General features: G+C 69.4%; 14 protein-coding genes and 2 tRNA genes. 3 read left to right on the plus strand and 13 right to left on the minus strand.

Translation table 11 applies throughout. The features are described 5' to 3' along the window. Positions 1-33: 33 nt before the first annotated feature. From VTA80_RS09140 to VTA80_RS09155, 4 genes are read right to left on the minus strand one after another with little or no spacing between them, the layout of a single operon-like run. Positions 34-669: an aminodeoxychorismate/anthranilate synthase component II gene (locus VTA80_RS09140; protein ID WP_407345108.1), complete on the minus strand. Its 636-nt coding sequence runs from the start codon at positions 667-669 to the stop codon at positions 34-36. Then, positions 666-830 (minus strand): hypothetical protein, encoded by a 165-nt coding sequence (locus VTA80_RS09145; protein WP_407345110.1) that lies wholly within the window; start codon positions 828-830, stop codon positions 666-668. Before VTA80_RS09145 ends, VTA80_RS09140 begins: the two co-directional genes overlap by 4 nt. Next, a complete protein-coding gene (locus tag VTA80_RS09150) occupies positions 830-1,597 on the minus strand; it encodes a class E sortase (RefSeq protein WP_407345111.1) in 768 nt (255 codons plus the stop codon). Before VTA80_RS09150 ends, VTA80_RS09145 begins: the two co-directional genes overlap by 1 nt. Next, positions 1,594-2,349 (minus strand): DUF881 domain-containing protein, encoded by a 756-nt coding sequence (locus VTA80_RS09155; RefSeq protein ID WP_407345113.1) that lies wholly within the window; start codon positions 2,347-2,349, stop codon positions 1,594-1,596. Before VTA80_RS09155 ends, VTA80_RS09150 begins: the two co-directional genes overlap by 4 nt. Before the next feature lie 100 nt (positions 2,350-2,449). Here VTA80_RS09155 and VTA80_RS09160 point away from each other — a divergent pair, with 100 nt between their 5' ends. After that, positions 2,450-2,695, plus strand: a complete 246-nt coding sequence (locus VTA80_RS09160) for a cell division protein CrgA (RefSeq protein WP_407345115.1) — start codon at positions 2,450-2,452, stop codon at positions 2,693-2,695. Positions 2,696-2,857: 162 nt separating this feature from the next. Here the strand turns inward: VTA80_RS09160 and VTA80_RS09165 are convergent, their stop codons facing one another. Together VTA80_RS09165 and VTA80_RS09170 are read right to left on the minus strand one after the other, a co-directional pair. Beyond that, positions 2,858-3,652, minus strand: coding sequence for a rhomboid family intramembrane serine protease (locus VTA80_RS09165; RefSeq protein ID WP_407345117.1), 795 nt, complete (start codon positions 3,650-3,652; stop codon positions 2,858-2,860). Between the two features lie 86 nt (positions 3,653-3,738). Next, a complete protein-coding gene (locus VTA80_RS09170) occupies positions 3,739-4,278 on the minus strand; it encodes a peptidylprolyl isomerase (protein WP_407345119.1) in 540 nt (179 codons plus the stop codon). A 183-nt stretch (positions 4,279-4,461) separates the two neighbouring features. On the opposite strand from VTA80_RS09170, the gene VTA80_RS09175 reads away from it, so the two are divergent. Further along, positions 4,462-5,469: a hypothetical protein gene (locus tag VTA80_RS09175; RefSeq protein ID WP_407345121.1), complete on the plus strand. Its 1,008-nt coding sequence runs from the start codon at positions 4,462-4,464 to the stop codon at positions 5,467-5,469. 101 nt (positions 5,470-5,570) lie between these two features. Here the strand turns inward: VTA80_RS09175 and VTA80_RS09180 are convergent, their stop codons facing one another. From VTA80_RS09180 to VTA80_RS09200, 5 genes are all read right to left on the minus strand, one after another. Further along, positions 5,571-5,894: a hypothetical protein gene (locus tag VTA80_RS09180; protein ID WP_407345123.1), complete on the minus strand. Its 324-nt coding sequence runs from the start codon at positions 5,892-5,894 to the stop codon at positions 5,571-5,573. A 99-nt stretch (positions 5,895-5,993) separates the two neighbouring features. After that, positions 5,994-6,064, minus strand: a tRNA-Ala gene (locus VTA80_RS09185). Positions 6,065-6,099: 35 nt separating this feature from the next. Then, complete coding sequence (locus tag VTA80_RS09190) at positions 6,100-6,219, minus strand: DLW-39 family protein (RefSeq protein ID WP_407345124.1); 120 nt, start codon at positions 6,217-6,219, stop codon at positions 6,100-6,102. A gap of 28 nt (positions 6,220-6,247) precedes the next feature. Then, positions 6,248-6,321 (minus strand) — tRNA-Ile (locus VTA80_RS09195). A 100-nt stretch (positions 6,322-6,421) separates the two neighbouring features. Further along, entirely contained in the window at positions 6,422-6,733 is a 312-nt protein-coding gene (locus tag VTA80_RS09200; protein ID WP_407345126.1) for a DUF3566 domain-containing protein, read from the minus strand. Between VTA80_RS09200 and VTA80_RS09205 the strand changes: the two genes are divergently transcribed. After that, positions 6,732-7,532 carry a hypothetical protein gene (locus tag VTA80_RS09205; protein WP_407345128.1) on the plus strand — a complete coding sequence of 267 codons (801 nt, stop codon included), beginning with the start codon at positions 6,732-6,734 and terminating at the stop codon, positions 7,530-7,532. The genes VTA80_RS09200 and VTA80_RS09205 overlap by 2 nt on opposite strands. On the opposite strand, the gene gyrA is transcribed toward VTA80_RS09205, so the two are convergent. Further along, positions 7,510-10,167, minus strand: coding sequence for a DNA gyrase subunit A (gene gyrA / locus VTA80_RS09210; protein ID WP_407345129.1), 2,658 nt, complete (start codon positions 10,165-10,167; stop codon positions 7,510-7,512). The two genes, VTA80_RS09205 and gyrA, sit on opposite strands and share 23 nt — an antisense overlap. Positions 10,168-10,283: 116 nt before the next feature. After that, on the minus strand, positions 10,284-12,317 hold the full coding sequence (gene gyrB, locus VTA80_RS09215; protein ID WP_407345131.1) for a DNA topoisomerase (ATP-hydrolyzing) subunit B: 2,034 nt from the start codon (positions 12,315-12,317) through the stop codon (positions 10,284-10,286). Positions 12,318-12,354: the final 37 nt, after the last annotated feature.

A 12,354-nucleotide genomic window follows, 5' to 3' on the forward strand; every position in this document is an offset into this window, starting at 1 on the left:
GCTGATTCAATCGGGCAACAGGTCCGGGTGGCGCTAGGTCCGCACCAGCGGGTGCAGCCCTGCTGACCGCGCGACCGCGCCCGGATCTCCGCAGATCTCGAGCCAGTTGGCCAGCAGGCGGTGGCCACCCTCGGTGAGCACCGACTCCGGGTGGAACTGCACGCCGTACAGCGGGAGCGTGCGGTGCTGCAGGCCCATGATGATCGGCCCGAACGCGCTTTCGACATGCGCGGTGACCTCGAGCTCGTCGGACACCGTCCCGGTCACCACCGCGAGCGAGTGGTAGCGCGTCGCGGTGAACGGATCGGGCAGCCCGGCGAGCACCCCCGCGCCGTCATGCACGATCTGGCTGGTCTTGCCGTGCATGAGCTCCGGTGCGTGGGTGACGGTCCCGCCGTACACCTCGCCGAGCGCCTGGTGCCCGAGGCAGACCCCGAGCATCGGGGTGCCCGACGACGCGCAGTCCCGGATCACCTGGATGCTCGCGCCGGCGTCGGCCGGGGTCCCGGGGCCCGGCGAGACGAGCACGCCGTCGAAGCCGCCGCGGTCGGCGGCCGGCGGGACGGCGTCGTTGCGCACCACGACCGTCTGGGCCCCGAGCTGGTTGAGGTACCCCACGATCGTGTAGACGAACGAGTCGTAGTTGTCGACCACGAGGATCCGGCTCACGCATTTCCTCCGACGGTGGTGTTGTTGAACGGCATCAGCGGCGCGATGGCCGGGAACACCCACAGGAAGCACGCTGCGAGGACGACGAGCGCACCGATGACCAGCAGGGCCACCCGCACCGCTGCGGGGCCCGGAAGGTGGCGCCAGAGCCAGCCGTACATCACACGCCTCCGGTGATCTCGGTCGGGAAGCTGTCCTGGCCCGCGAGCCAGTAGTCGAGCACCCCGTGCACGACGAACCGCTCGCGCGCCGAGTACATCGGGTTGCACGTGGTCAGCGTGATCATCCGCTCGGTCGGCACCGCGGCGGGGTCTCCCGGCACGGGCGCGATGACCTCGACGTGGCTGGGCTTGACGATCTCGGTGCTGGTCACGCGGTAGACGAACCAGTTGTCGGCGGTCCGCACGACGATCGGGTCGCCCACCACGAGCTCCGCAACCCGGTTGAACGGCTTGCCGTAGGTGGTGCGGTGCCCGGAGATCGCGAAGTTGCCGACGTCGCCCGGCATCGCCGTGCCGGGGTAGTGCCCGATCCCGAGCGGGTCGAGCACGCCCGCGCGGTCGACCCCCTGGCTCACTGGGCGCACGTACTCGGCGCCCCAGCGCGGCACGTACAGCGTCGCGAAGGTCACCGCGTGGTCAGGTTCGGTCATGGCGGGGGACGCGTCCCGGCGCGGCTGCGCGACGGGAGCCGCCGTCGGCGCGGGCATCGGAGCCCAACCGAGCTCGCCCACGATGGCGGCCTGGGCGCGGTTGCCCTCGACGTCGGTCCACCAGAGCTGCCACACGACGAACGCGAGCAGGAAGACGCCGAGGGTGATCATGAGCTCGCCCACGACGCCGGTGATGGTCAGCCCGAGCCGGCGCCCACCCGGGTCGCCAGACCCAGAAGCAACGTGGCCGTGCGTGGTCCCCACCGTGCCGGTCACGGGAAGACCTTCGTCCCGCGCGGGACGGTCGCGTACTTCAGCTCGGTGGTTCCTGCGGCGGCGGGGAGGTCGAGGTTGTCCTCCGTGGTGAGCGACCAGCCGAGCCCGACCCAGTCGACGTAGTCGAGGAAGGTGAGGATCGCGTCGGAGTGGAACAAAGCCGCCTTGAGGGCCTTCGGGTCCCCGATCGCGCGGATCACGTAGGGCGGCGAGTACAGCCGGCCACCCAGCTGGAGCACGTTCCCGTTGCACAGGACGACGGTCGTCGCGACGACGCGCTGGTCCTGCAGCGTCATGGCCTCGGCACCTCCCGCCCAGAGCGCATTGATGACCGCCTGGAGGTCCTGCTGGTGGACGACGAGGTCGTCCGGCTTGGCCAGCTCGGGCTGGGTCCGGCCGGCCGGCGCATCGGTCATCTCGACGGTGACGCCCGGGCCGCTCATGGCGGTCTGGCCGGAGACCACGCTCACCAGCTCGGCCGCTGCGGGGTCGCCCACGTCGATGGTGCTCACCTGGTCCTTGGTGAGCTTGTCGACCTCGGCGCGCAGGTTCTCGACATCGCCGGTGAGGGATTCGACCCTGGTCGACTCGACCTGGGCGAGCTCGCCCAGGTTCTGCGGGTGGCGCTCCTCCTGGCCGCGGGCCAGGCGCGCGTTCGCGGTGAAGAGCAGCCCCGCCAGGGCCAGCACCATGCCCACCGCGGCGGGCCCCCGCAGGGCGCGCAGCGTCCGATGACGCATGCGGTCCGTCACGAGCGCTCCTCCCCGGTGGCTGTCGGCACTACGCTAGTTCACGTGTGGCGGGAGAACTTCGTTCCCGCCCGACTGTCCGCTCAGATGGGAGCCAGCCGACGTGCCCGAGTCGAGGTCGCGGAAGAAGCCCGCGTACATACCGCCGCCAGCGAAGGCTGCGCCCCAGACGAACCCCGTCTGGCTGGTCCCGGTCATGCTCACCCTCATGGTGCTGGGCCTGGCGTGGATCGTCATCACCTACATCACGCAGTCGAAGTTCCCGATCCCCGGCATCAGCCAGTGGAACCTGCTCATCGGATTCGTGCTGATCATCACCGGGTTCGGTCTCACGACGCGCTGGCGCTGAGCCCACGCCGTTCGAGGCGCCGGGTCGTGCCCAGCGCCGTCCCCAGGGACCTGCGAAACCTGTGGATAACTACACCGTTGTAGTTCCACAGGTGTGAGCAACTCTGGGGACAACTCTGCTGGTCCTCGCCCCTCTCACGTCCCGGGCGAGGCCCGGCAAGGCTCACGCGGAGGCGTACTTGGCCATCGCGAGGACCACGAGCAGGACCCCGATCCCGACGGTGGCGGCGACCGAGACGAGCAGCCGACGGTCGCGTGGCGCGTAGGCGTAGGCAGCCCCGAGCGCGACGCCGGTGACCAGCCCACCCAGGTGCGCCTGCCAGGCGATGTTCGGGACGACGAAGCCGATCACGGCGTTGATCGCGATGAAGACGAGGATCTGGCGGGCGTCGCGGCCGAGCCGCCGCAGCACCACGAGGATCGCGCCGAACAGGCCGAACACCGCACCCGAGGCACCGACGACGAGCTGGATCCAGGACACGTCCGTCACGGAGACGACCGGTGACGCCATGAGCAGCACCCCGACCGACCCACCGAGGGCCGAGAGCAGGTACAGCGACGCGAACCGCCACCGGCCCAGGGTCGCCTCGAGGTACGGCCCCACCAGCCAGAGCGCGTACATGTTGAACAGGATGTGGAAGATGCTGCTGGAGTGCAGGAAGGCCGTGGTGAGGAACCGCACGGGCTCCGTCCGACCGGCCGCCGGTGAGAAGGCCCACTGCGCGGTCCACCCCGGGAGCACCTGCTGCGCGATGAAGCTCGCGACGCACAGCCCGATGATCGTCAGGGTGACGACCGGCCGACCGTCACGCACGCGCCCGCCGAGCGCCGTGCGCGTCGCCGGCACGGCGCGTGCGGCGTTGCGCACGCAGTCGACGCAGTGGACGCCGACGGCGGCGGGACGCTGGCACTCCGGGCACACCGGACGCCCGCACCGCTGACAGCGCACGTAGGACACGCGGTCAGGGTGGCGCGGGCACACCGGTGGCTGCTCGGGGGCTGCGGGGCCCCCCGCGGGCTCGGTCGACATCGTGTCGGTCGAGCTCAGTCCTCGACCGTGATGGACGTCAGGACGATGTCCTCGACGGGACGGTCCCCCGGGCGCGTGGTCGCGTTCGCGATCGCGTCGACGACGGCGCGGCTGGCGTCGTCGGCCACCTTGCCGAAGATCGTGTGCTTGCCGGTGAGCCAGGCGGTGGGGGCGACCGAGATGAAGAACTGCGACCCGTTGGTGCCACCGTTCTTGCCCGTGACCGGGTCGCGCCGCTGGCCCGAGTTGGCCATCGCGAGGAGGTAGGGCTCGGTGAAGGCGAGCTCGGGGTGGATCTCGTCGTTGAACGAGTAGCCGGGGCCACCGGTACCGGTGCCCAGGGGGTCGCCACCCTGGATCATGAAGCCCTTGATGACCCGGTGGAACACCACACCCGCGTACAGCGGATCGGTGCGCTCTGCACCCGTGCGGGGGTCGGTCCAGGTCTGGGTACCCGTCGCGAGCCCGGTGAAGTTCTTCACCGTCTTGGGCGCGTGATTCGGGTAGAGCTCGATGCGGATGTCGCCGGACGTGGTGTGCATGGTCGCGAACATGAGGCCACTATTCCATGGCCGAACGGACATCGGGGTCACCTCGGACCACGACGAAACCACTCCCGGCAGCGGCCGAGCGGCTCCAAGTGCGCGTAGTGGGAACGTCAGTGGCACGGCATGCCGAGTCCGCGGGTGGCAGAGTGGGTTCATCGACAGGAATTTGCCAACCGTAGGGGAGTGGACATGTTCGACCGGATCCGCCGTTCAGCCAACTCGACCATCGAGGGCATCGACGTCAGCCGCCTGCGGGACGCCGGCGCTTCTTTCGTCGACTCCGACGGGCACGCGAGCCAGACCGCCGCGCACCTCGCCGAGCAGGCGAAGGTGGCTGCCGGGCACGCCCGTGTGGCGGCGACCGAGGCCGCCATCCAGGCCAAAGAGGCCGCCGTCCTGGCCAAGGACTGGTCGGCTCCTCGGCTCGAGGCGACCAAGGACTGGCTCACGCCGCGCATCGAGCACGCCTGGGCCGAAGGAGTGAAGGCCGCCGCACCCAAGGTCGAGCTCGCCGCAGAGAAGGCCGCGCCGGTGATCGGCACCGCGCACGACAAGCTCGTCGACGAGCTGCTCCCCCGGATCGTCGCCGCGGTGAACGACGCCGCCGAGCGGGCCGGCGCGGCGATCGAGCAGGCAGCCGACCGTGCCGCCGACGCACCGGCCATCGTGGCCGCCGCCGCGGCCCAGGTGAACAAGCCTGCCAAGAAGCACACTGGCGCCAAGTACTTCTGGCTGTTCGCCGGCCTCTCCGCGATCGCCGGCGCCTTCGTGGCGTGGCGCCGGACGAAGCCGACCACCGACCCGTGGGCCGACCCGTGGGAGCCGGCCAGCATGCCGAGCCGGAGCCCCGAGACGGGTCACGACCCCCGGCACGACCTGCAAGGTGCCGTCGGCGACGCGGCCGAGGCCGTCGGCGAGGCGGCCGGGGTCACGGTTGCCAAGAGCCGGGAGGCCTCGAAGAAGGCAGCCGACAAGGTCGCCGAGGTCCGCGAGGACGTCACCGAACGGATGGCAGAGGCCCGGGAGGCGACCAAGAAGGTCACCACCCGCCGCCGGTCCGCATCGAGCACGGCAGACGCCGCGATCGAGGACGCCAAGGACGCCGTCGGCGACGCGGCCGACGAGGCCAAGGACGCAGTCGGCGACGCCGTGGACGAAGCCAAGGACGCAGTCGAGAAGGCCACGGACAACGACTGACCCGACCGAACAGGCCTGACCGAACAGCCTGACCGAACCGACGTGAGCTGGCCGGCCCCGAGGGGTCGGCCAGCTCACGTCGTTGTTTCACCCGGTGCGGATCACAAGCAGCCGCCGGCCACGAGGTCCGTGTTGGCGGACGTCCAGTCGGGGTTCGTGCCGGGACCCTGGACATGGTCGACGTCGTTGGCGTCGACCCAGAACTGCGGGTGCGCGTTGCCCTCGGCGTCCACGAACGGCGGGTAGGTCGCGACCCACCGGCCCGGCCCTCGCCCGTTGATGTCACTCAGGCCGGCGCACTCGTCGGGGTGGTGGACGATCATCGCGGCGCCCGGGTTGGTCTCGGGTGGCAGTCCGATCGTCAACGGGCCGAGGCCCGCGTCCAACGACGCTTCCGCTTCCATCGTCGCGCTGCGCGATCCCACGCGCACGGGCATAAATGCCCGAGGACCTGCCTCGCGTCCACCGGCGGGGTCGACGCCCGCAGACGGCTCGACCGATCGACCGGGTCAGGCTGGAATGGGTGGAGCGACGGGGAATCGAACCCCGATCTGAGCCTTGCAAAGGCCCTGTTCTACCGTTGGACTACCGCCCCATTACTACTCGCGGCGGAGAACTCCACCACGACGATCATTCGAAGGTGTCGGTGACCTCTGCCCAGAGGTCGCGCTCGTCGCGGTCCTCGTCGAACCGACGCCACACCAGGTAGCTCGCGGTCGCGACACCGAGCAGCAGCAGCAACTTCTTCATCGAACCCCCTACGTCGAACTGCAAGGAGTGGGCCTAAGAGGACTTGAACCTCTGACCTCTTCCTTATCAGGGAAGCGCTCTAACCGTCTGAGCTATAGGCCCGCACTCGTGTCTCGGGTGGTACCCGAGGCGCCGTTGAGACTACCCCAGCGTGGCGCGGCACCCAAACCCTCGCCGCACCACGCCGTGGCCGTGCGTGTTGTCAGTCGTCGGTGAGCGTGAGGTTCACGCCACCGACGAGCGCGGCCGTGATGTTGTACAGGAACGCGCCGATCGTCGACAGGGCCGTGAGCAGGACGACGTCGACCACGGCGATCACGGTCGCGCCGGAGACGACCCGGCTGAACTCGACGTACTTGAGGATGTTGAGGGACGACTCCGCCCCGGCGATCTCGGTGATCATGTCGTTCGCCTTGGTGAACACGGCGAGGCCGTCCAGGATGAACCACACCACCGCGGCCGCGACCACGATCATGATGCCGATCGCGACCGAGAGCAGGAACGCCAGCTTCATGACGGACCACGGGTCGATCCGGGAGACCGCGAGCCGAACCCGACGCGGCGCACCGTCCCGCGCGGCCGACGGCGTCGGCATCCCTGAGCTCGCGGTGGTCCGGACCGAGGGGGTCGGGGACGACGCCGCGGACGTTCGGGGGGAACCCGCCGCGGCGTGGGTTTCGGTAGCAGCGATGGTCGGATCCGCCTTCGGTGAGAGCGACGGTGAACCGTCGGTGTCCGTGCTGGGCTTGGTGATGCGGGTGAACTCGGCGCCCACGGCGGCGGTGGCACCCGCCACAGCCGTCGAGGCACGCCGGAAAGCCTTCGACAAGGCCTCCGTGACCACTGAGGCGACCGGAACCGCGGACGCCTCCCCGTCGACCGGGAGGGGGGCCGCGGGCGCTGTGGGGGCTGCCAGGTGCGCCAGGGCGGGTGGCACCACGGGACCTGGTGACGGCGCGACCGTCGGCCTCCCGGAGTCACGCTTCGGCTCCGCCTGCGTCCCGGGGGCCGGCTTCGAGGGCGACGCCTTCGGAGGCGTCGGCGTCGAGGACGCCGGCTTAGGGGCAACCGGCCGCGGCTCGGCCGGCCGCGGCTCGAAGACCGCTGCCGACTCCACCACGGGAACCGACGCGGGCGTCGACGTCGAGGGCTCGTGCCGAGACGGCTCGAACTGGGACGGCTCGTGCTGCGACGGCGTCACGACGCGCGGGGGCGCCGTCGAGGGCCGCGGGCCAGACCGGCCCGGACCCTTGCGCGGGGGGATCGAGGGCGGGATCGGTCGATCGCTGCTCATTCCTCTCCCTCGCTCGTGACGGCTGCCGACTCGCCTGCGGTCACCTCGGAGATGTCGCTGACACCATCAGCGTCGAGGTCATCGTCGGCCGTTCCCTGCTCGCCGACCACGGTAGCGGCATCATCGCTCAACTGTCGCTCGTTGTTGCGGGCGATCCCGATGATGCGGTCACCCTTGTCGGGCCTCGCGAAGGTCACACCCTGGGTGTTGCGACCCGTCGATGTGACCTCGTTCACGGCGGAGCGAACGATCTTGCCCCGCTCCATGATCACCAGCACCTCGTCGTCCTCGTCAGAGATCAACGCGCCGACCAGGTCACCGCGCGCCTCGACCAGGTTGGCGACCTTGATCCCGAGCCCACCGCGGCCCTGCACCCGGTACTCGTCGACCGAGGTGCGCTTGGCGAAGCCACCCTCGGTGACCACGAACAGGTCGGACCCCGGACGGACGACGTCCATCGACAGCAGCTCGTCGTGGGCACGGAACTTCATGCCCGTGACGCCCGACGTCGCCCGACCGAGCGGGCGCATCGCCTCGTCGCTCGCGGTGAACCGGATCGACTGCCCCTTGCGCGAGACGAGGATCAGGTCGTCCGTCGAGTCCACGAGACGGGCCGACACGAGCTCGTCATGGACCCCCTCGTCGTTCTCGCGCAGGTTGATCGCGATGACCCCGCCCGTGCGGTTCGAGTCGTACTCGCTCAGGCGCGTCTTCTTGACCAACCCGCGCCGGGTGGCCAGCACCAGGTACTCGGCGTGGTCGTAGTCGCGCAGGTCGAGCACCTGGGCGATCTTCTCGTCCGGCTGGAACGCGAGCAAGTTCGCCACGTGCTGACCCTTGGCGTCGCGGCCGGCCTCGGGCAGCTCGTACGCCTTGGCGCGGTAGACCCGGCCGAGGTTCGTGAAGAACAACAGCCAGTGGTGCGTCGTGGTGACGAAGAAGTGGTCGACGATGTCGTCCTCGCGCAGCTGCGCCCCACGCACGCCCTTGCCGCCGCGCTTCTGCTGGCGGTAGTTGTCGCTCCGGGTGCGCTTGGCGTACCCGCCGCGGGTGATGGTGACGACCATCTCCTCCTCGGCGATGAGGTCCTCCATGGAGACCTCGCCGCCGAACGGCAGGATGACGGTGCGGCGGTCGTCGCCGTGCTTGTCGACGATCTCCATGAGCTCCGAGCCGACGATGTCCCGCTGCCGCTGGGGTGAGGCGAGGATCGACTCGTAGTCGGTGATCTTGCGCTGCAGCTCGTCGTAGTCGTCGGTGATCTTCTGGCGCTCCATCGCCGCGAGGCGACGCAGCTGGAGGTTGAGGATGGCCGTGGCCTGGTCCTCGTCGACGTCGAGCAGCCCCATCAGGCCGATGCGGGCCGCATCCACGTTCGGCGAGCTCCGGATCAGCGCGATCACTGCGTCGAGCTGGTCGAGGGCCTTGAGGTAGCCGAGCAGGATGTGCGCCTGCTCCTGCGCCTTGCGCAGCCGGAACTTCGTGCGGCGCACGATGACGTCGAGCTGGTGGGTGACCCAGTGCCGGATGAACGCGTCGAGGCTGAGTGTGCGGGGGACGTCGTCGACGAGGGCCAGCATGTTCGCCGAGAAGTTGTCCTGCAGCTGGGTGTGCTTGTAGAGGTTGTTCAGCACGACCTTGGCGACGGCGTCGCGCTTGAGCACGATCACGAGCCGCTGGCCGGTGCGGCCCGACGTCTCGTCGCGGATGTCCGCGATGCCCTGCATGCGGCCGTCCTTGACCAGCTCGGCGATCTTCAGCGCGAGGTTGTCGGGGTTGACCTGGTACGGCAGCTCGGTGATGACCAGGCAGATCCGGTTCTGGATCTCCTCGACGTTGACGACGGCGCGCATCGTGATCGAGCCGCGGCCCGTGCGGTACGCGTCCTCGATGCCTTGGTGGCCGAGGATCGTCGCGCCGGTGGGGAAGTCAGGGCCCTTGATCCGCGCGATGAGGGCGGTGAGCAGCTCCTCCTTGGTCGCGTCCGGGTTCTCGAGGTGCCACATCACACCCTCGGCGATCTCGCGGAGGTTGTGCGGCGGGATGTTCGTGGCCATGCCGACGGCGATCCCGGCGCTGCCGTTCGCGAGCAGGTTGGGGAAGCGCGACGGCAGGACGACCGGCTCCTGGTTCTTGCCGTCGTAGTTGTCGCGGAAGTCGACGGTGCCCTCGTCGATGTCACGCACCATCTCCATGGCGAGCGGGGCCATGCGGCACTCGGTGTACCGCGGCGCGGCGGCCGGGTCGTTGCCGGGGGAGCCGAAGTTGCCCTGGCCCGCCACCAGCGGGTAGCGCATCGACCAGTCCTGGACGAGCCGGACGAGGGCGTCGTAGATCGAGGAGTCACCGTGGGGGTGGTACTTGCCCATGACGTCGCCGACGACGCGCGAGCACTTGTTGAAACCGCGGTCGGGGCGGTAGCCGCCGTCGTACATCGCGTAGAGCACGCGCTTGTGCACGGGCTTGAGCCCGTCGCGCACGTCGGGCAGCGCGCGCCCGACGATCACGCTCATCGCGTAGTCGAGGTAGGACCGCTGCATCTCGAGCTGCAGGTCCACCTGCTCGATGCGGCCGTGCATGGCGAGGGCCGCGGCCACCTCGGCCTCGTCTGCCGCAATCTCGGCCGCGTCGTGCTCGGGAGTCTGATCGGTCACCGTCTACCTCGTCTTTCGGGCGGGACCCGCATGGACGACGCTCTCGCGCCGCCGGCGTGCCACCGCTGGGGTGTTTCCGTGCTGATCTGCAGGTGTGAAAGCGCCCTGCAGCTGGGTCAGATGTCGAGGAACCGCACATCCTTGGCGTTGCGCTGGATGAACGACCGGCGGGACTCGACGTCCTCGCCCATGAGGATCGCGAAGATCTCGTCGGCGGCCGCGGCGTCGTCCATGGTGACCTGGAGCAGCGTGCGCTGCTCGGGGTCCATGGTCGTGGACCACAGCTCGGAGTAGTCCATCTCACCGAGGCCCTTGTACCGCTGGATGCCGGCGTCCTTGGGGATGCGCTTGCCGGCTGCCTGGCCCGCGACGAGGAAGGCTTCCTTCTCGCGGTCCGAGTAGACGTAGTCGTCCTCGGCGTTGGTCCACTTGATCCGGTACAGCGGGGGCTGCGCGAGGAACACGTGACCGTGCTCGATCAGCGGGCGCATGTACCGGAAGAGCAGCGTGAGCAGCAGCGTGCAGATGTGCTGGCCGTCGACGTCCGCATCGGCCATCAGCACGATCTTGTGGTAGCGCAGCTTGGCCAGGTCGAAGTCCTCGCCGATGCCGGTACCGAACGCCGTGATCAGCGCCTGGACCTCCTGGTTGCCCAGCGCGCGGTCGAGCCGGGCGCGCTCGACGTTGAGGATCTTCCCGCGGATGGGGAGGATCGCCTGCGTGCGCGGGTTGCGCCCGCGGACCGCGGAACCACCGGCTGAGTCACCCTCGACGATGAAGACCTCGCACTCTTCGGGCTTGTTCGACTGGCAGTCCCGCAGCTTGCCGGGCATGCCGCCGGACTCGAGCAGGCCCTTGCGTCGGGTCGCCTCGCGCGCCTTGCGGGCTGCCATCCGAGCCTGCGAGGCCTGGATCGACTTGCGGATGACGTCGCGCGCCTCGTTCGGGTGGCTGCCGAGCCAGTCGCCGAGCTGGTCGTTGACGACCCGCTGGACGAACGTCTTGGCCTCGGTGTTGCCGAGCTTCGTCTTGGTCTGGCCCTCGAACTGCGGCTCGCCGAGCTTGATCGAGATGACGGCGGTCAGGCCCTCCCGGATGTCGTCCCCGGTGAGGTTGTCGTCCTTGTCCTTGATGATGCCCTTCTCGCGCGCGTAGCGGTTGATCAGGGAGGTCATCGCGGCACGGAAGCCCTCTTCGTGCGTGCCGCCCTCGGTCGTGGCGATCGTGTTCGCGTACGTGTGCACCGACTCGGTGTACGCACCCGTCCACTGCAGCGCGATCTCGAGCGACAGCCGGCGCTCGGTGTCCTCCGACTCGAAGTCGATGATCTCCGGGTGGATCAGCTCGACCTTCTTCGCCGAGTTGAGGTGCCGCACGTAGTCGACGAGGCCGCCGTCGTACTTGTAGGTCACCGTGCGGTAGGCCACCGGCTCGGCGGCGTCGGCCTCGGTCGCCCCGACGACCTCATCATCGGTGCCCGTGTGGCTCGGACGCTCGTCCGTGAGGGAGATCTGCAGGCCCTTGTTGAGGAAGGCCATCTGCTGGAAGCGCGTGCGGAGCGTCTCGAAGTCATAGGTCGTGGTCTCGAAGATCACGTCGCTGGCCCAGAACGTCACGGTCGTGCCGGTGTCGTCCGAGTCCTCACCCTGCGCGAGCGACGCCTGCGGGACGCCGTCGGCGAAGGCTTGGCGCCAGACCGAACCCTGCCGGCGCACCTCGACCTCGAGGGTGGAGCTGAGCGCGTTGACGACCGAGACGCCGACGCCGTGCAGCCCACCCGACACCGCGTAGCCGGTCCCGCCGAACTTCCCGCCCGCGTGCAGCACGGTGAGCACGACCTCGACGGCCGACTTGCCCTCGCTCGCGACGATGCCGACGGGGATCCCGCGGCCGTTGTCGACGACCCGCACGCCACCGTCGGCGAGCAGGGTCACCTCGATGTGGTCGCAGTAGCCGGCCAGCGCCTCGTCGACGGAGTTGTCGACGACCTCGTACACCAGGTGGTGCAGGCCCCGCTCGCCGGTCGAACCGATGTACATTCCGGGACGCTTGCGAACGGCCTCGAGACCTTCGAGCACGGTGATGGCACTGGCGTTGTAGCTACCATCCGTCGTCGCGCTGGCACCGTTGGTGGGGCTCTGGTCGGCCACGGGCGGGGGTACTCCTCAAGTTCTCGCACACGCGGAC

The sequence above is a fragment of the Pengzhenrongella phosphoraccumulans genome, from assembly GCF_045689905.1.
GTDB lineage: Bacteria > Actinomycetota > Actinomycetes > Actinomycetales > Cellulomonadaceae > Pengzhenrongella > Pengzhenrongella phosphoraccumulans.